This is a genomic window from Chloroflexus islandicus, from assembly GCF_001650695.1.
GTDB classification, from domain to species: domain Bacteria; phylum Chloroflexota; class Chloroflexia; order Chloroflexales; family Chloroflexaceae; genus Chloroflexus; species Chloroflexus islandicus.
The window spans coordinates 1-19,719 of record NZ_LWQS01000044.1; the positions used below are offsets into that span (position 1 = coordinate 1).

Annotated in this window: 12 protein-coding genes and 1 pseudogene; 5 read left to right on the forward strand and 8 right to left on the reverse strand. The window is 62.1% G+C overall.

What is annotated here, in order from left to right; all coding sequences use genetic code 11:
• The 3 genes and pseudogenes from A6A03_RS20605 to A6A03_RS07340 form a co-directional block, all read left to right on the forward strand.
• Positions 1-1,596 (forward strand): annotated as a pseudogene (locus A6A03_RS20605) (hypothetical protein); the annotation flags it as partial.
• Positions 1,596-2,243 carry a hypothetical protein gene (locus A6A03_RS07335; protein ID WP_066785676.1) on the forward strand — a complete coding sequence of 216 codons (648 nt, stop codon included), beginning with the start codon at positions 1,596-1,598 and terminating at the stop codon, positions 2,241-2,243. The pseudogene A6A03_RS20605 and the gene A6A03_RS07335, both read left to right, overlap by 1 nt.
• Positions 2,244-2,262: 19 nt before the next feature.
• Positions 2,263-4,356 carry a glutamate mutase L gene (locus A6A03_RS07340; RefSeq protein WP_082908938.1) on the forward strand — a complete coding sequence of 698 codons (2,094 nt, stop codon included), beginning with the start codon at positions 2,263-2,265 and terminating at the stop codon, positions 4,354-4,356.
• A gap of 338 nt (positions 4,357-4,694) precedes the next feature.
• Here A6A03_RS07340 and A6A03_RS07345 read toward each other — a convergent pair whose 3' ends face one another.
• From A6A03_RS07345 to A6A03_RS07375, 7 genes are all read right to left on the reverse strand, one after another.
• Positions 4,695-5,726: a 2-oxoacid:ferredoxin oxidoreductase subunit beta gene (locus A6A03_RS07345; protein ID WP_066785678.1), complete on the reverse strand. Its 1,032-nt coding sequence runs from the start codon at positions 5,724-5,726 to the stop codon at positions 4,695-4,697.
• A 13-nt stretch (positions 5,727-5,739) separates the two neighbouring features.
• Entirely contained in the window at positions 5,740-7,563 is a 1,824-nt protein-coding gene (locus A6A03_RS07350) for a 2-oxoacid:acceptor oxidoreductase subunit alpha (protein ID WP_066785679.1), read from the reverse strand.
• Between the two features lie 130 nt (positions 7,564-7,693).
• Positions 7,694-8,437: a peptidylprolyl isomerase gene (locus A6A03_RS07355; protein ID WP_066785681.1), complete on the reverse strand. Its 744-nt coding sequence runs from the start codon at positions 8,435-8,437 to the stop codon at positions 7,694-7,696.
• A 997-nt stretch (positions 8,438-9,434) separates the two neighbouring features.
• Complete coding sequence (locus tag A6A03_RS07360) at positions 9,435-10,334, reverse strand: apurinic/apyrimidinic endonuclease family protein (RefSeq protein ID WP_066785690.1); 900 nt, start codon at positions 10,332-10,334, stop codon at positions 9,435-9,437.
• 713 nt (positions 10,335-11,047) lie between these two features.
• Positions 11,048-12,271, reverse strand: a complete 1,224-nt coding sequence (locus A6A03_RS07365) for a tetratricopeptide repeat protein (protein ID WP_066785693.1) — start codon at positions 12,269-12,271, stop codon at positions 11,048-11,050.
• Positions 12,272-12,337: 66 nt separating this feature from the next.
• Positions 12,338-13,090: a ribonuclease PH gene (rph, locus tag A6A03_RS07370; protein ID WP_066785696.1), complete on the reverse strand. Its 753-nt coding sequence runs from the start codon at positions 13,088-13,090 to the stop codon at positions 12,338-12,340.
• A gap of 70 nt (positions 13,091-13,160) precedes the next feature.
• A complete protein-coding gene (locus tag A6A03_RS07375; RefSeq protein WP_066785699.1) occupies positions 13,161-13,760 on the reverse strand; it encodes a DNA-3-methyladenine glycosylase family protein in 600 nt (199 codons plus the stop codon).
• Positions 13,761-14,263: 503 nt separating this feature from the next.
• Between A6A03_RS07375 and selB the strand changes: the two genes are divergently transcribed.
• Positions 14,264-16,111, forward strand: coding sequence for a selenocysteine-specific translation elongation factor (selB, locus tag A6A03_RS07380; protein WP_066785702.1), 1,848 nt, complete (start codon positions 14,264-14,266; stop codon positions 16,109-16,111).
• 107 nt (positions 16,112-16,218) lie between these two features.
• Complete coding sequence (locus A6A03_RS07385) at positions 16,219-17,403, forward strand: zinc-dependent metalloprotease (RefSeq protein ID WP_066785705.1); 1,185 nt, start codon at positions 16,219-16,221, stop codon at positions 17,401-17,403.
• 56 nt (positions 17,404-17,459) lie between these two features.
• Here the strand turns inward: A6A03_RS07385 and ligA are convergent, their stop codons facing one another.
• Entirely contained in the window at positions 17,460-19,505 is a 2,046-nt protein-coding gene (gene ligA / locus A6A03_RS07390; protein WP_066785708.1) for an NAD-dependent DNA ligase LigA, read from the reverse strand.
• Between the last annotated feature and the right edge of the window lie 214 nt (positions 19,506-19,719).

Sequence of the window (19,719 nt, forward strand, 5' to 3'; positions counted from 1 at the left end):
GACGTGCCGGGATGGTTACGAGCGGAGGAGCCAGCGGCGGCGAGCGACGTGCCGGCGTGGTTGCAAGCCGAGGAGCCCGCCGCAGCGAGCGACGTGCCAGCGTGGTTGCAAGCCGAGGAGCCCGCCGCAGCGAGCGACGTGCCGGCGTGGTTGCAAGCCGAGGAGCCCGCCGCAGCGAGCGACGTGCCGGCGTGGTTGCAGGCGGAAGAGCCAGCGGCGGCGAGCGAGGTGCCGGGATGGTTGCGGGCGGACGAGCCCGCCGGGCCAAGCGACGTGCCGGCGTGGTTGCAAGACGCCTCAGCAGGTCACATTGAAACCCCTGACTGGTTGACCGTAGAAGCGTCATCAGATGCGATGCCGTGGCTGCAAGCCGAATTAGCGGGCTTGCCGGCAGCCGCTGAACCTCCGCCGACGACAAGCTCAACGAGTGACGAATTCTTTAGCGGTGCAGAACTACCGCCATGGTTGCGCGCCTCTCCTGAACGAGTGGTTGAAACGTCCGCCTCTCCTTCCATCACGTGGTTGGAGCGTTTGCGCAATCGTGAAGCGGACGTTGAAGAGGAGACAGTTGCAGCTCCAGAGATTGCGGTCATTAAGCCACCCTTGCCGGCTCCTGCGTCACGCACGGCTGATCAGGTTGCAGCGATGGCCTTACTCGAACGGCTGATCCAGTCGCCATTGCCAATGCCGGCGCCGGTGGAACAACCGGCTGTTGTACGCCGCCGGTTGCCGTCGATAGAGCAGGTGCTCGCATTGGCACTGCTGATCGTCGTTCTGGCGGGCACGTTATTGCCGAATCTGATGGGGCCGTTGGTGCAACAGGCGCAACCCTCGCCAGCAGCGATTGCGCTCAGTGAACGGTTAGCTGCTTTGGGCAGCGATGATGTTGTATTAGTCGCGTATGAATGGGGTGCGCAGCGGGTGGCTGAATTACGCCCGCTTGAGCAGGCGTTGCTCGATCAATTAATCGTTGATCGCACCAAGTTGATCATCGTCAGTACCGATCTGCAAGGGTCGTTGCTCTCGTTCGATCTGATCGGCCCGCTCCGCGCGGCTGGGTATAACAACGAAAATGGCGTCACCTTCGGCGGGCGCGATTACGTGTTACTGGGATACCGTCCGGGTGGCGAGTTGGCGTTGCGTAGCATGGCGATCGATCTGCGCGCGCAGTTGCGCCGTGATTATACCGGTCAAGATGCGACTGCTGGGTTGCTGGCAACCCGACCTGATGGTTCGCCGCGCGTGCAAACGCTGGCCGATCTGGCGTTGATCGTCGTGATGGCCGATCAGGTGCAAGATGTGCAAGCTTGGATGGAGCAGATCCATAGCGCAGCGCCAGAAGTGCCGATTGCCTTCTTGTTGCCGCAAGAGGTTTACCCGCAAGTCTTGCCATATCTGCGCTTGCCAAACGTCTATGCGGTGGCCGGCCAGCGTGGTGCGAGTGATCTGCTAGCTGCTGGCGTCGCCGATGAAGCGGCAACCACGATGCTCGCAGTGCAGACATGGGCGACGATTGCGTTTGTCGTCGTGCTAGCGTTGGGCGGTCTCGTTGTGGTTATTGGCCGGTTACGGCCCGCAGCGCGAGGGAAAGCTTGATGGATGTTGCGATGACGCTGATTCCGGTGTTGCTGACCCTCTTGGTCTTTAGCCGTTTAGTGGGTGATACACCGGCGTTTCGTTTTGTCCAGTATCTCTTTGTTGGCGTGGCGCTAGGCTATGCGGTAGTGGTTATCTACCATCAGGTGCTGCGTCCGGCGGTGATCGATGTGCTGGCAGTGAGCGGCCAGCCGGTATTGGCGACGTTGCGTTTGATCCCGTTTGTGTTGGCGGCGTTGTTGCTCACCCGCGTCAGCGGCCAACAGACCGCTTCGTGGCTGGCAAATATCCCGCTGGCGCTGGTGTTTGGCGTTGGCGCCGCGTTGGTGGTCGGCGGCGCGTTGATCGGGACGATTCTGCCGCAAGTGCTCGATGCCACCCGCCAAGATATGTCCTCTCCGGCTGCTGTGCTGGGTAGCGTGGTGTTATTGATCGGATCGATCGTAACGCTGCTCTCGTTTACGCTGACCCGTTCGCCTGATCCCAACCGCCAGCGCTGGATTGAGAGCGCGGCGCGGGTGGGGCGATGGGTGCTGTTGCTGGCCTTTGGCTTCTTTTTAGCCGGCAGTGTCAGTTCGTACCTCGCCGCGTTGAACGAACGGTTGCTGTTTATTGTGGAATGGGTGCGGGCCGTGTTGGGTGCATAGGCCGTAAAGGATAACGAGCATGGTTGAGGTTGTGCGCGCGGTGCTGGTGGTGGAAATTGGCAGCGTCACCACGCGCGTGTCGCTGATCGATCTCGTTGATGGCGAGAGCCGGTTGATTGGTCAGGCCGAGACGCTTACCAGCCGCGAGTTGCCGTATCACAATATCTTTTTTGCTGTGCAAGAAGCGACGGCGCAGTTGGCTGATCTTACCAGCCGCCAGTTGCTGCGCGATGGCCGCTTGCTGATTCCGCAAACCAGCGCCGGCGATGGGATCGATGCGGTGGTGGTGATGGCATCAGCATTAGAACCGTTGCGGGTGGTCGTGACGGCAGTTGCCTCTGATGTCTCGGCCCGCAGCGCCTTGCACGCCGTGCGTGGCGTGCCAAGCGTCACGTTAGCCGTCTTGACGCTCGATGATACGCTGGGCCGTCCGCCAGTGTCTGATGACCAATCGTGGATCGAACGCCAACTCGAAACGCTACTGCCACTCGTGCCCGATGTGATTGTCGTGACCGGCGGGGTTGAGGGTGGCGCTGTTGAAGCGATGAGCCGGCTAGCCCATCTGGTCAACCTCAAACTCTTGTTTAACGAAACCGTTCGCGAACCGTTGCCTACTGTCATCTATGCCGGTAATACCGCGGCGCAAGCGCAGGTGCAGATGGCGTTGCGTGAACGCAATGCCGATGTATTGGCCGTGGCCAATGTGCGCCCGGCGCTTGACCGCGAAGCGCTATCGCCGTTGCGGCAGGCGTTGCTGGCCCGGTATGCGCGCCAATTAGCCGATTTGCCCGGCCTCAACCAGTTCGATCGTGACCATCTCACGCTCTGCACGGTAGTTGAGGCGCAGTATGCAATGACCCGGTTTCTGGCCGAGCGGCGGCAACAACCGGTCTTGGCCGTTGACGTGGGGGCAACGGTGACTACTTTGATGGCGGCCGCACCCGGTGAGATCTATGCAGCGATCCACGGCGTTCGTGGTACGGCCTATGGTGTTGCCAATCTGCTGAACGAAGTCGGGCCAGCCGCAATAAGCCGCTGGTTGCCGTTTGCAATTGATGAATCAGAGCTGGTGGAACGGCTGCTCAACCGGGTGTTGCGCCCGCAGACAATGCCAGCGACGCGCGAGGAATGTTATCTCGATCTGGCGCTTACCCGTGAGGCGTTGGCGCTGGGGATGGCTGACCTGCGCGATGAAGCGCCTGACCTTGAGTATAGCCGGTTATTTGCCAGCGGTGGGCCGTTTGTTCATGCTCCGCATCCCGGTATGGCGTTGCTGGCTTTGCTCGATGGCTTGCAACCCGGCAACGATCTACCCGGCTTGCTGTTGCATGTGCATCTTGATACGCTCAGCCTGTTGGCAGTGTGCGGCGCATTGGCTGCCATCAGCGCCGAGGCTGCCCTGTCGGTGTGTGACCATGATCTGCTGGCGAATACGCCGCTGGCCACGTGTATTGTGTTGCAAGGCGGCAGCCGGCTCGGTGAGCCGGTGGCTGAGGTGGAGCTGATTACGGTTGGCGGCGGTAGCGAGACGGTACAGGTACGTTACGGTGAGATAGTGCGCCTGCCGCTATCACCGGGCCGCTACGCGCAGGTGAAGGTGAAGCCGGTGGCCGGAGTGCGGGTTGGCCGCGATGCTCCCGGTGAGCCGGTCGAGAGTGATCCGGCTGAGGTGCCGGGCAGCCTGCTCGGACTGATCATCGATGCGCGCGGGCGTCCGCTCGTGTTGCCTGACAATGGCGCCGAGCGGCGCCGGTTGCTGTGGTCGTGGCTGCGCGTGCTTGGCGCCGAACGCAGCGATAGCCCCTATCCTGAACCGGAAGCGGTGTTGCCGCCGGCGCCTGCGGTGCCTGAGGCGACCCCGCCGCCGGCAGCGGCGAAGCCGCGACAAGGGTGGTTTGGGCGCAAGAAGGCTGCTGGGCCGGAGACCGAAGCGACCCCACCGCCGGCAGCGGCGAAGCCGCGGCAAGGGTGGTTTGGGCGCAAGAAGGCTGCTGGGCCGGAGGCAGAAGCAGCGCCGCCGGCAGCGGCGAAGCCGCGGCAAGGGTGGTTTGGGCGCAAGAAAACGTCTGGCTCAGAGGTTGAAGAATCGCCGCCAGCGTTGCCAAAGCCGTAAGGGCGGGTTGGAAACCCGCCCTCACCGCATCTTCAAGGGCGGACAGAACATCTGATCCAGAACCCGGCCCTGAAGGGCCGGGCTATCCTTACGAAGCCCGCTGCGCGGGCTGATAGCCCTCACTCTTGCCCCCGCTCCAGCAACGCGGGAGAGGGACGTGCAGAGCTGCACACTAAGATATCGCACAGCGGTCAACGGTTGTGCTCGGCCAAATGTTCTGTCCGTCCCTCAACACCGCATGACGGGCAGGTTTCCGATCTGCTCCCGTCGCATCATGAGCGGGTTGCTAAACCGCTCCCACCGCATCATAGGCGAGTTAGCAATCCGCTCCTGCCCTCCTACTCGCCCGCCAGCTCGGCCATCACCGCCGCAAACGCTGCCCGGCTGGGGCGCAAACGTTCCTCTGGCAATGCCGCGATAGGTGTCCGCCCAATACCGAGCGTCTCGGCCAGCGTGGGCCGGCGCTCGTTCAGGTAGATCAATCCAGTCACAAACTCGTTGGCCGCGCGCGCCTCTTCGAGCAGCGCCAGCGCCGCCATCCGGTCGGTAGGATCGTGATCGCGGTGCAGCTTGCGCAGCCGGATCACCGGCCCATCGTGCAGTTGCACATCGCGCGCTTCACCCGGTTCGTAATCGATCGTTACCTCTTCGTAGTGCGGAATGAAGCTAATGTCGTGGATCGGCGATTCGTGAGTTTTGCCGTAGGTGTAGCTCTTGGTCGAGCGGTCGTGGTTGTTGAAGGTGACACATGGGCTAATCACATCGATCACCGCCGCGCCGTGGAAGTTGAAGGCGGCTTTAATCAGCTCGCGCACCTGCTTGGCATCGCCGGCAAACGAGCGGGCCACGAAGCCGCAGCCGGCCAAGATCGCTTCGGCGCATACGTCAATCGGCGGCAAGTGATTGACGCCAGCATGCTTCAGCTCTTGCCCCTCGTCGGCGGTGGCCGAAAATTGGCCTTTGGTCAGGCCATACACCCCGTTGTTTTCGACAATATAGACTATTGGCACATTCCGCCGCAGCAAGTGAATAAACTGGCCGAGACCGATGCTGGCGGTGTCACCGTCGCCGCTGACCGCCAGCGGGCGCAGAGTATGGTTGGCAAGATGCGCGCCGGTTGTAACCGAGGGCATCCGTCCGTGCAGCGAATTGAAGCCGTGCGAGCGGCCAAGGAAGTACGCCGCCGACTTGCTCGAACAGCCGATGCCGCTCATACGGATGACGGTATGGGGTTGTAACGAGAGTTCAAACGCGGCGGCGATGATCTGGCTGGCGACCGAGTCATGGCCGCAACCGGCGCAGAGGGTCGAAGGCGCGCCGCGGTAGTCGTTTTTGGTCAAGCCAATCGCATTCACAGGTGCTTGGGTCATCGTTGTCCCTCGTTTACTTGCTCGTCACCAGCGCCAGCTCACGCATCTGTTCCAACACCGCTAGCACCTGATCGCGCACAAACGGCGCAGTGAGCGGCAAGCCATCGCACCACGCCACCGAACCGAGCCGGGTGGCGTAGGCTGGGCAATGGAGCTGGAGCAACTGGCGCAATTGGCCATCGTGATTCTGCTCGATCACCACGCAGTATTGGTGGCGGGCGATAAAATCGGTCACTTCCGGGCCAAGCGGCAACGCGCGCACCCGCATGCTGCTGGTGGCAATCCCGGCGGCGGCCAGCAGGTCGCGCGCTTCAGCAATTGCCGGCGCGGTCGAGCCAAACCCGATCAAGCCCACGGTCGCCTGCGGATGGAGATCAACCACCGGGCGCGGTACCATGCGGCGGGCCGTTTCGTGCTTGCGCCAGAGCCGGGCCATATTGCGCTGCCAATCGTCGGGCCGCTCGCTATAGACGTTGCGTTCGTTGTGGCCGGTGCCGCGGCTGAGTGTCGCCGCCAACGGGTGCGGGTTGCCGGGCAGCGTGCGGTAGCCGATGCCGTCGCCGTCAACATCGGCAAAGCGGGCATACGAGGTGAGTTTAGCCAAGTCTTCGGCACTGAGCACCTTGCCGCGTTGCAGCGGTTGCTCTGGGTAGGTGAAGGGCCGGCTCATCCAGATATTCATCCCCAGATCAAGATCGCTCAGCACAAAGACCGGCGTTTGCAGATATTCGGCTAGATCGAAGGCCAGTTGGGCATCGCTGTAGCACTCTTCCATTGTGCCCGGCAGCAAGACAACGTGGCGCGTGTCGCCGTGGCCCAGATAGTAGACCGAGAGCAAATCACTCTGGGCAGTACGGGTCGGCAGGCCGGTCGAAGGGCCAACCCGCTGCACATCCCAAATCACTGCTGGCGTCTCGGCGAAGAAGCCGAGCCCGGCGAACTCGGTCATCAGCGAGATACCCGGCCCAGAGGTCGCGGTCATCGCCCGCGCACCGGCCCAGCCGGCCCCGATCACGATCCCCAGCGCGGCGATCTCGTCTTCGGCTTGGACAACGGCGCAGGTCGCGCCATCGTCAGCCGGACGCAGGCGGGGGAGATAGCTCTCAAGCGACTCAATCAAGCTGCTAGAGGGGGTGATCGGGTACCACGCCACCACGCCGACGCCGCCGGTAATCGCGCCAATCGCAGCGGCGGTATTGCCGTCGATCAGCATCATGCCGGTCGTGGCCTGCATCCGGGCCACCCGGAACCGGTGATGGGCCGGCGAGGGGTTGTTAGCGGCCCACGCCTGCGCGGCCCGGATCACAGCCAGATTCAGCTCAACTGCCGATGATTTGCCGCGGAACTGGTGTTGCACGGCTTTGACCAAAGCGGCATCCTCGATTTCCAACAACGCTGCCAACGCGCCGACGTAGACCATATTGGCGGCATAGGGACGCAGACGTTGGCCTACTCCCACCTGATCGAGGATCTGGCGCACAGGGAGCGCAAGCGGGATGATGTCAGCGCGCTGTGGTTGCCATGGCCCATCAGCCGGGTAGAGACAGATCCCGCCCGCTGGTAACTGGGAGAGGTCTTCATTGGCCGTGCGCGGGTTAAACGCCACCAAAATTGGCGTCTCGGCGGGGCGAGCGGTATAGCCGGCTTGGCTCACCCGCAGCGTATACCACGTCGGTTCACCTTGGATGTTGGAAGGAAAGAGGTTCTTGCCAGAGACGGGAATGCCCATCTGGAAGATGGCCCGCATCAGCACCATATTCGCCGTCTGGCTGCCGGAACCGTTCACCGTAGCGGCAGTGATGGCGAACTCGTTGACGATCGGTTGGGGGGATTGCATAGCCTCCTCGCAGCGCAAGCTCGACATTGAGCGATAGACCCTATTATACGCGGGAGAAGCGGGTTGTGGCAAGGAGCGACGTTGCTTGGCAACGCCGCTCCGGTAGAGGCGTGATGATGGTTGCGTTTCGCTATGACTCGGTAATCGTAATCCCCAGAATCGTCTCACCCGGCCTCGTCAGATCGGCAGGGTTGCTCGGATCGCGCAACGGAATACCGTCAACGATCTCTTGGCCCTGAATCACGCGGCCAAAGATCGTGTACTGCTCGTTGAGCCACGGGGCCGGCGCAGTGGTGATGAAGAATTGCGAGCCAGCGCTGTTGGGATCCGACGAGCGGGCCATAGCGACGATGCCGGGTTGGTCGAAGAGAATTTTATCGGTGAATTCAGCCGGGATTGAGTAGCCGGGGCCACCGGTGCCGTCGCCGCTCGGATCGCCGCCTTGGGCCATAAAGTTCGGCAGCACGCGATGCCATGTCAACCCGTTGTAGAAATTCTGGCGAGCAAGGAAAACGAAATTATTGACCGTCTGCGGGGCGATATCGGGCAACAACTCGATCACAATCTCGCCGCGGGGCGTGTAGATGGTCGCTGTGTACTTCTTGGCCGGATCGATCGTCATCGGCGGTGGGCTGCTGTACTGGTAGGTGGTGGCCGTCGGCATGATCGGCATCGTGCTCGTCGCTGGCGTTGGCGCCGTGGTCGGTGCTGCGACGGTGGGGAGCGGCGGTGTGGTTGGCGCGGGTGCGGCAGCCGGCGGTGCAGCGCGGCTGATTAACAAACCGGCGACCAACCCAAGAATGACTAACAGAATCGCGATGGCCACAATGCCGGCCAGCGGGTTTGCAGCGGAAGATGGACGTTGTGAGCTCACGGTACACCTCAATGCAATCTGAATCTGCCGCAGGCATTATACCGGCGAGCGGGCAGGCGTGACAAGTGCCGTAATCGCTTGCGGCAAGACTTCTATGTCCGTCGCAAGGGCAAAGTGGACAAAGACGATCAACGCAAAGGCGCGAAGGGGGCAAAGGCGCAGAGTGATTAGGAAAGGTGATCTTCCTCGGCGACCTCGGCGGTATTATGCCCCCACCCCAACCCTCCCCCGCTGGGGGAGGGAGCCGGATCGCCTTTCCCCAGCGGGGGCGCAAACGGACGTCTATCTCAGACGCAAAGGGGGCAAAGACGCAGAGGAAGATCAACGCAAAGGCGTGAAGGACGCTAAGGGGCGCAGAGGATGATCAACGCAAAGGCGCGAAGGGGGCAAAGGCGCAGAGTGATTAGGAAAGGTGATCTTCCTCGGCGACCTCGGCGGTATTATGCCCCCACCCCAACCCTCCCCCGCTGGGGGAGGGAGCCGGATCGCCTTTCCCCAGCGGGGGCGCAAACGGACGTCTATCTCAGGTGCAAAGGGGGCAAAGACGCAGAGGAAGATCAACGCAAAGGCGCGAAGGACGCTAAGGGACGCAGAGGGGGCAAAGGGGTGGAAAGCAAGTGGAGGGAGGATCCTCCTTCGCCCCATGCCCTATTCCCCACTCCCCCTCTCCCGCCGCGTTGAGGGGCGGACAGAATGATTGCTTGCAACGGTTGATCGCTGTGTGATGCCTCAAAGGCCGGTTCTGCGCGCCCCTCTCCTACTGGCACGGGAGAGAGGTTGGGGGTAAGGGCCAGTAGCCCGCGCAGCGGGCTTCGTAACCCTAGCCCGGCCCTTTAGGGCGGGTTCTGGACGGATGTGCTGTCCGCCTGTGAACCCGCCGTGAGGTGGGAGAGGGGGCTGGGGGGTGAGGGCCATCAGCCCGCTGCGCTGGTTTGGTAATGGTTCTCTTCTGGATTGTCCACCTCTCAACTCCGCTGGGTCGTGAGCAGAAAGACGTTCACCCCACCCGCTCGGCCCAATCCGGCGCGGCGTGCATGAGGTCGTGGCGCAAGCGCAGCAACGCCAGATCGCCGGCTTTGGCTTCGAGCATCAGATCGAATGGCGGCAAGCCACGGCTGGCCGCGAGCAGATCGATGGCATCGCGGGCCACGATAAAATCGGCATGCTGGCCGGATCGAGGCGGCAGCACCCGCGTCGTGCCGTTGCGTCCCGGCAAGAGATGGGCTTCGCTGCGTTGGCTGCTCAGATGCACTTCGGGACGCACATTGCGCGGCCAGGTGGCGAGGCAAAGCCCCAATGCGACCGGCAAGCTCCACTGGTCAGGGTTGTGCAACTGGAAGTGGAGGTAGTCAAACACGATGGGCGCGCCGGTGCGGGTAGCGAGCCCAAGTAAGGCGCGTAACGAGGGGCCAGCGGTGGTGTGTTCAATGGCGGTGCGCCGGCGGGCATTAGCCGAAAGGGCCGGCCAACGGCGGGCAAAGCGTTCGAGGGCAGCATCATCGCCGGCGCCGGTATGGATCACGAGGGTGTGGTTCGTTGCGTTGGGTTGATCGAGTACCGCCAAGAGCTGCGCCGCGCCTTCGATCATTGCGATGACCTCGGCAGCCGTGGCGTCATCGGGATGGCTGAGGCTCAGCGCCGGATCAAGGTGGACGCCGAGTCGCAGATTGAGCGCCGCGATCCGGTGACCGAGCAGCTCGATCTGCGCATGGCAATCGACCAGATCGGCGGGGGTGATGTGGCGCGGCAGGGCAAACCGGTAGAACCGGATGGCATGGCGTGCGAGGTAGCCGATCACATCGCTCAGGTGTGTGAGCGCGATGCTGAGGTGGGGCGGCGAACCGCCGGCAAGGCCGGGTTGGTGGACGGTACGGACAGCAAAGCCAAGCCGGATCATAGGTGTGCTGGTTCAATACACGGTGACGCTGCCGGCGGCAGTGGTCGTGATAGGCGTCATGTCGCGGCATTTCGCCGCGTCATGGCGACCCCGCACTGCTCTGATCGTGATCTCTTGCACCAGTGACGCTGCCGGCGGCGGTAGCCGTGATGCGTGTCATGTCGCGATATTTCGTCTTGTCATAAGGAACATGATGCCGCTATCAACGTGCGCTCTCACACCGATGACGAAGCCTGCTGCGGTGGCCGTGATGTGCAGCATACCGTGACATTTCGCCTCGTCATAACGAACCCGATGCCGCTACCAGCGTGATCTGTCGCACCGGTGACGAAGCCTGCTGCAGTGGCCGTGATATGCGTCATATCGCAACATTTCGCCTCGTTAGGGCGAACCCCACGCCGCTATGATTGCGACACATCGGCAAGCGGTTATGATGTGTCAGCCTGTGGGCATGCTCTAGCGAAGGCGTGATGTGCCCGTAGTAATCCCCTCTACCTTCAGAAATCATCTTTAAATTATGGGCTGCTCTTCTCTGCCCAGCCATGCGTGCGCATTCCATCGGATACCTGAGTAAAAGTATAGATCATTTGTTCTATAATGTCAAGGGCGGTTTGACGGGGTTGTGTGGGGGCTAACCCAGCTTGGCGGTGGATGCCAGAGGTTTGTTGTGCTGAGCTGGCCGTCGAACCCTGCGCCGAGCGCGTTCTTGCCGCCTACAACAAGCCATTGATCGCCAACCGGCGGTGGTGGCGGGTGTAATAACGGATTTGGCGCGGCAGGTTGTCTTCGCCCGGTAGCGATTGCACGTGGTGTACCAGCCGTCCGGCAATCTGCTGAATCAGGGTGGTCTGCTCTGATGGCGGCAGGCGGGATAGTTCAGTTTCCCACGGCACGGTGCATTTGCCTTCCACCACCACGCCAACGATTTCAGGCAACAATTTGCTCTGCCGTGTCCAGTTGAGCGCGAGGCAGAAGCCGGGGCCGGGGGCGGGCAGCCGTTCGCGGGTGATGGTGAAGAGATCAGCGGAATGGCCCACTGCAATCGCAATCAGAATCGGTGCGGTTGTTTCGGGCAGATGGTGGAGGTTGAGCAGCGGAATGTCGAGCAAGGCAGCCAGCGCCGCGGCGAGCGGTTTGCTGGTGATGTCGGGTGCGGTGACGCCTCCCAAACGCCAGTTACTGCTCCGGGCTAAGGCAATGAAACGGTACAGGGTGCGGGCAACATCGTGCTCACTCAGGTGATGATCGGCCAACGGCGCAATCGTGATCCCGTCGTCGGTTGCCGAACCAAGGCAAATGACTCCCTCTTGCACGTAGAGGTCATCTTTGAGACCGGTAGTCGCATGAAACTCGCGCCGCCGTTCGATGCTCTGCAAACTGGCCAGCAATTCAAACTGGGCGTCGGACGCCGGAGCGAGCGCCAACGCTTGTTGCCACGCTTGTTGCGCTTCATCATAGCGCTGCAATTGAAACAGACAGCGGCCCAGCAGGTGGAAGACGGCCCAATCGTCGTAGTAACGTTGGCGTGGCGTTTCGAGCAGGGCCAGTGCTGTCGCGTACTCGCCGCGCGCCGCATGAATGTAAGCCAGTTCGAGTTGGGCGGCGGCGTCGCCGGGGTCAAGTTCGAGGCAGCGGCGAAATTCGCGCTCGGCTTCGTCGTAGCGTTCAAGCTCGATCAAGACGTAGCCGAGGTTGAAATGGGCAAAATAGTCGTCAGCCAGATTGGCGACAGCGGCAAATTCTTCGGCGGCTTTTGCCAGTAAGCCTTGCTGCTGGTAGTGGAACGCCAGCGCATTGTGCGCATCACGCAGGTTCGGGTCGGCGGCAATTGCCATACGAAAATGATCAACTGCCGCCAATGGGCGCTGGGTGCGCTCAAAAGCCAATCCGTAGCGTAAGTGGCGACGACTGGCGACGCGCTTGGTCTCGTCGGTCATCCTGAGCCTCCTCGCCCGTTGTGGCGGGCGACTGTTGCGAGCCATCACGTCGCAGGCAACATGCAGTTACGGTTCTGAGTTGCGGCTCACAGTATTGTTGGGCAAAACGCTGGCCAGTGCCGCGGCTTGAGCGGCGAGAATCTGGCGGATACCGCGTTCGGCCAGATCAAGGAGCGCATCGAGTTGGCTACGACTAGCCGGTGCGCCTTCCGCAGTGGCCTGCACTTCGATAAATGCGCCCTCGGCATTCATCACGATATTGCAGTCGAGGTCGGCTTGGCTATCTTCCTCATAACACAGATCGAGCAGCATCACGTTTTGGAAGATGCCGGCGCTGACCGCAGCCACTGGGGTGAGGGCTGGCATGCTCTCGACGGCGCCGCTGCGTGCGAGATACTCAACCGCGAGCGCCAGCGCCACGTAGCCGCCGCTGATCGATGCGGTGCGGGTGCCGCCGTCGGCTTGCAAGACATCGCAGTCAATCGTGATGGTGCGTTCGCCGAGGGCGCTGAGATCGACCGCTGCCCGTAACGAGCGCCCAATTAAGCGTTGTATCTCTTGGGTGCGCCCGCTAGGGCCGTTGCGTTCGCGGCGGGTGCGCTGCAACGTCGCTCGGGGCAGCATGGCGTACTCAGCCGTAACCCAACCGCTCTGCTGGCCGCGCATCCACGCCGGCACACCGTCTTCGATCGTAGCCGTGCAGAGCACGCGGGTGTTGCCATACGCAATCAGCGCCGATCCTTCCGCATACGGGGCGGCGCCAACCTCAATTGAGATGGGGCGCAGTTGATCTGGCGCCCGGCCATCGCTTCGCATCATACGCAACCGTTTCACTCCTTCTTATTCAGCATCATACCATACGCAACTACATCATACAACGGGCAATTGCTTAACTTTGCCGGATAACGCGCCGGGTTTGCCAGAGATACCAGCAGGCGACGCTGCGGTACGGTCGCCAGCGTTCACCAAGCGCAAGCAGCTCACGGGATGATGGTAGCCGCGGCAACGCATAGACTAACCGCGCGGCGTCGCGCAGGCCAAGATCGGCGGCGGGCAGTACGTCAAGCCGTCCGAGCGCAAACATCAAGTAGATTTCCGCTGTCCACCGGCCAATCCCTTTCACTGCCGTCAGTTGGCTAATAATCGTCTCATCATCGAGCATCGGAAAGCGGGCGAGTTCAAGGTGCCCGCTCGCAATCCGCCCGGCAAGGTCGCGCAGATAGGCGCTCTTTTGCGCCGAGAGACCGGCGGCGCGCAAGGTGCTTTCTTCAGCGGCAAGGATGGCTGCCGGGGTGAGTTCGCCAAGCGCCGTTTCCAGCCGGTTGCGGATGGCGCGGGCGGCGGCGAGCGAGATTTGCTGGCTGATGATGGCGTAGGCCAGCGTCACGAAGCCGTGCGGCTGCACTTGGAGCGCAAACGGCCCGATCTGTTCGATCCACGGTGCGAGCTGCGGATCAGCGGTGCAGAGATGTTGGCGCGCGTGTTCCATAACGGTGGTGTTTTTAGGCCCTCACCCCAAATTCTAGCACAGCCGCCCCCTTTGCGCCCTCGGCGTGCTTTGAGCCTTTGCGTTAAACGTCTTTGCGTCCTCTGCGTGCTTTGCGCCTTTGCGTTTGACCCCTTTGCGGCTTTGCCCGCTTTGCGGCTTGGCAGTGTACTTTCACCCCAGTAAGTACGGCATTGCTGTCGCGGCACGCAGCAGCGCCTCGCTCCCGCACCAGCGGGTTGAGGGGCGGACAGAGCGTTTGATCGAGTACAACTATCGATCGCTATGCGATGCCGTAAAGACCCGTGCTGCGCTCCTTATCACCCCTCCCCCAGCGGGGGAGGGGCAAGGGGTGGGGGCATCGGCTCCCGCACCGCGGGAGAGGGGCAGGGGGTGAGGGTGAAACGCAACGGCAAAGGTTACGCTCTCGGCCTGCCGCTCGCGTGATTTTCACCGTACAATATGATCAGCGCCATGGTCATCGATCTTGCGAGGATGGATCGCCAATGTTTGTTATCGGCACTGCCGGCCACGTCGATCACGGCAAATCAACCTTGGTCAAGGCCTTGACGGGCATCGACCCCGATCGGCTGGTGGAAGAGCAGCAGCGTGAAATGACGATCGATCTGGGGTTTGCGTGGCTCACTTTGCCGAGCGGGCGGGAAGTGAGTCTGATCGATGTGCCCGGCCATGAACGGTTTATCAAGAATATGCTGGCCGGCGTCGGCGGGATCGACGCGGTGTTGTTGGTGATCGCCGCCGACGAGGCGGTGATGCCGCAGACCCGCGAGCATCTGGCGATTATCGACCTGCTTGGCATCCGTCACGGGATCGTTGTCTTAAGTAAGGTCGATCTGGTTGATGCCGAGTGGTTGGCGCTGGTGCGCGATGAGGTGCGGGCAACCTTAGCTGAAAGCGTGCTGGCAACCGCGCCGGTGGTACCGGTCTCGGCCCGCACCGGCGCCGGGTTGGCCGAGTTGGCGCAAACGCTGGATCGTCTGCTTGACACACTACCGCCGCGCAATCGGGCCAATGGCGCACCGCGCTTGGCGATTGACCGCAGTTTTGCGGTGGCTGGCTTTGGCACCGTAGTGACGGGCGTGCTGCGTGACGGCCCGCTGAGCATTGGCCAAGAGGTTGAAATTGTGCCGCAAGGGTTGCGAGCGCGGATTCGCGGCCTCCAGAGCCACCAGCGTCCGATCGAACAGGCGCTGCCCGGCACGCGGGTGGCGGTGAATCTGGCCGGCGTTCACTACCGCGACGTTGGCCGCGGCGATGTGCTGGCCGTGCCGGGGACATTGACCCCAACCACGTTGCTCGATGCGCAGGTGCGGGTGGTGCGGGATGCGCCGCCGCTGCGCCACAATATGGCGCTCGATCTCTTTATCGGTAGTAGTGAAGCGCCGGGCCGGTTGGCGTTGCTGGCCGCCGACGAGCTGGCCCCCGGCGAGGCGGGATGGGCGCAGATCCGGCTGGCGAAACCGGTGGCGGCAGTTGCCGGCGATCGCTTCATCTTGCGCATTCCGTCACCGAGCCAGACGGTAGCCGGTGGGGTTGTGGTCGATCCGCATCCGCCGCGCCATCGCCGGTTTCGCGCGGATGTGATTGCGGCGCTGGCCCTCCGCATGCAGGGTAGTCCTGCCGAGCGCATCGGGCAGGCGCTGGCCGATGGCCGGCCCCGTCTCCGGGCCGAGGTGATGGCCGCTGCCGGCGTGACCGAGACTGAAGCGGCGGCGGCCTTGCCGCCGTTGCTGGCGAACGGGCAGATCATCGCGCTCGGCAATGACGGGTTGATCAGCGCCGCTGGCTGGGAGGCGCTGCGCGCAACATTACGCGCGACACTGGCGTCATACCACCAACGGTTTCCGCTCCGGCGCGGGATGCCGCGCGAAGAGGCGCGACAGCGGCTGCAAGCGCCGGCCCGGCTCTGGCCGGCGATACTGGCGACGGCGCTGGCTGAGGAATGGATCAAGGCTGACGAGACCACGGTGCGGTTGGCCGATGTTACGCCGCAACCCACCGCCGGGCAACGGCGGCAACTCGATCAGCAACTGGCGGCGATGGCCCGTACCCCGTATGCACCGCCAACCCCTGATCTCGATGGCGAGCTGCTGGCGTGGGCGCTTGACCAAGGGTTGCTGGTGAAGATTGCGCCCGATCTCTACCTGTTGCCTGCCGCTTACAGCGAGATGGTGGCGTGGGTGCGGGCCGCGATCGAGACGCAAGGCAGCCTCACCGTCGCCCAACTGCGCGACCATTTCGGCATCTCGCGCCGCTATGCCGTTGCCCTGCTTGAACATCTCGACGAACGGCGGATCACTCGCCGCCGAGGTGATGAGCGGGTGTTGGCGTAGGAAATGGGGCAGTTGTCTATGGAACAGTGGACAAATGCCCATGAAGCGTGATAGACTCTGAGGAGTTATCCCAACTCATTGCAGCATCCATTGGAAAGGAGCTGGCATTGGCAAGCAATCAAAACGATTTCCGCCGGTTTGGCGCTGCCCTCTTGTTAGGCATGGCCGCCGGTTTAGCGGCGCGCTACTATTTCGAGGCGCGCGCGCGCAACGATAATCGGGTGCAGACCGGCCTGATCGACTGGGAACAGGCCCGCCAAGCGGCGTTGCGTATCTCGCAATGGGAACAGGCGCCGGTTGATAATCGCGCCTTTCGCCGCGAACAGTATGCGCGTATGGTGGCAATCAGCGAGCCGCTGATCGCGGATTATCTCGGCGTGCGCTTGCCTGAACCGGTCAGCCGCATCTTCGTCTTCGACCGGCGCGAATGGCTGGAAGCGAATATCATCTCGTTTAGCCAGCTCTTCCGCCCGATCGAAGAGATGTACGAGAAGAACGGCGGCGGGCGCGGCGCGCTGGGCATGATCATGAATGATGTGAGCAGCAAGCTGCTCGGCGTGCAGATTGGCGGCTTGTTGGGCTACTTAGCCCAGCGCGTGCTCGGCCAGTACGATCTGAGCCTGCTCTCGGCGGAAGCGACTGGTGGCGCGCTCTATTTTGTCGAGCCGAATATTGCCCGCGTGCAGCAGCAACTCGGTCTCAGCGACGAGGATTTCCGGCTCTGGATCACGTTGCACGAAATGACCCATGCCTTCGAGTTCGAGGCGTATCCGTGGGTGCGCAGCTACTTCCGCGAACTGCTCGAACAGAATTTTGCCCTTATCAGCGGGCAAATGCTGAGCAGCGGCAACAGTCTGGTCGATATGCTCACGCGGCTGCTGCAAGGGATCGGCAGCGGCCAGCACTGGATCGAGACGGTGCTGACGCCTGAGCAGCGGGCGGTCTTTGACCGGATTCAGGCCCTGATGTCGATTATCGAGGGTTACGGCAACCACGTGATGAACGCGGTTGGGCGCCGGCTTTTGCCCAGCTTTAGCCAGATCGAACACCAGATCGGCCAACGCCAGCGCCAGCGCACCCTGCTTGATCAGATGGTCTTCCGCCTCACCGGGCTCGATCTCAAACTGGCGCAATACCAGCAAGGCGAAGCTTTCGTCAACGCCATCGTCGCCGCTCGCGGCATTGGTTTCGCCAGCCGGGTGTGGGAGCGGCCAGAGAATCTGCCGACCCTCGACGAGATCCGCAATCCGGCCCAGTGGATGATCCGGATGGATCGGCAAGGCGGGTGGTAGAGGCGTAGTAGTAGTAGAGTGTAAGGGCGGGTTTCAAACCCGCCCTAACATTAGCATCATCTCTCTCCAATCAACGCCAGCAACCCGGCCTCATCGAGCACCGGGATGCCGAGCTGCTGCGCTTTGGCCAGCTTGCTGCCGGCATTAGCTCCCGCGACCACATAGCTCGTCTTTTTGCTTACGCTATCGGTCACTTTACCGCCATGGGAAATAATCAACTCGCTGGCCTGCTCGCGGGTCAGCGAAGGGAGGGTGCCGGTGAGCACAAACGTCTTGCCGGCGAGCGCATCGCTCTGGCGTTCGCGTTGGGTTCCGCCATCCATCTGTACCCCAGCGGCGCGCAACTTCTCGATCAAGGCTCGATTCTCTGGCCGGGCAAAGAAATCGACAATACTCGCCGCCACCACTGGGCCAATGCCGGGAATCTGCTCAAGTTCCTCTTGGCGTGCATTCATGATCGCATCGAGTGAGCCAAGCGCGTTCACCAAGGCTTGCGCGGCCACCGTGCCCACATAGCGAATCCCCAACCCGACAATCAGCCGGTCGAGCGGGCGGTGGCGGGCGGCGTCAATGGCGGCGAGCAGATTAGCGATCCGCTTAGGGCCAAAACCTTCCAGCCCTTCAAGCTGTTCCGGCTTGAGGTAAAACAGATCGGCCACATCGCGCACCAGACCGAGCTGCACAAAGAGTTCGGCCTGCTTTTCGCCCATCCCTACAATATCGAGCGCCCCCCGGCTGACGAAATGTTCCACCCGGCGCACCAGTTGGGCTGGGCAGATGCTGAAGTTATTGCAGCGCCACGCCGCCTCGCCGGGTTCGCGTTCGAGCGGCGAGCCGCAGGCTGGGCAATGGGTCGGGAATTGCCAAGGCCGTTCGCTGCCATCGCGACGGGCAACCACCGGCCCGACCACATACGGGATCACATCGCCGGCCCGCTTCACAATCACGTAATCGCCAATGCGAATATCGCGCTGAGCGATATAATCGGCGTTGTGCAAACTCGCGTTGCGCACCGTCACCCCGCCGATCTGCACCGGTTCTAATTCAGCATTCGGCGTCACCACGCCGGTGCGGCCCACATTGACGGTAATATCGAGCAAGCGCGTCATCGCCTCGCGGGCCGGGAACTTTAACGCAATAGCCCAGCGCGGATCGCGCCCAACCACGCCGAGTTCGTTCTGTTGGGCAACATCATCGATCTTAATCACCATCCCGTCGGCTTCGTAAGGCAACGTATCGCGCCGGGCCATCCATTCTTCACAATAGGCCAGCACCTCGGCAAAATCAGTAAACCGGCGCACGTCTTGATTGACCGGAAAACCGAGCGCGCGCAGGTAGCGCAGCGTCTGCCACTGGCTAGTCAGCGTCACCCCCTCGACCGGGCCAACGCCATAGGCAAAAAAGCGGAGCGGGCGGGCGGCGGTGATCGAGGGATCCTTCTGGCGAAGCGAACCGGCGGCAGCGTTGCGCGGGTTGGCGAAAATCCGCTCGCCAGCGGCAGCGAGCCGGTTATTCAGGGCCTCGAAATCGGCGGTGCGTATGTAAATCTCGCCGCGCACCTCGATCAGGGCCGGCAACTCCGCTGGTAGATCAGGATCGTGTATGCCATCGAGCGGGTGCAGTGTCAGCGGAATGCTGCCGATCGTGCGCAGATTAGCGGTGACATCCTCGCCAACCTCGCCATCGCCGCGAGTGGCGCCTTGCACAAAACGGCCATCGCGATAGGTCAGCGCAATCGCCAAGCCATCGATCTTGGGCTCGACCACATACGCGATCGTGGCATCGTTGCCGAGCAACCGCAGCACCCGGTCGCGCCATGCCAGCAAGTCAGCGGTAGTAAAGGCATTGCCAAGCGATAACATCGGCTGGGGATGTTGCACTTTGGCGAACTGGCTGGCCGGCGTGCCACTCACGCGCTGCGTCGGCGAATCGGGCGTGATCAGTTCAGGATGGGCCGCTTCGAGCGCGCGCAATTCGGCCATCAGCGCATCGTACTCGGCATCGCTCACAATCGGATCATCGAGGACGTAATAGTGGTAATCGTAGCGGCGAATCAACGCGCGCAGCTCAGCAATGCGCTGCGCTACATCTGGTTGGCTCATCGGCAGCTCCATGGTCATAAGAGAAATCCGCCAAAGGTACTACTCAAAACACGGGAAAGGTAGTACCGTTGGGGGGTTGCGGGAAGGTAAAAGAACGGTTACAATACAAGTACCCCCCCCCACACGAGACCCACTGGCAGTTGCCAGGGGGTTTCGTGTTTCTGGCGATTGCATCATGCGAACATCCGTGCATTATTCTAACACAACTTGGCCG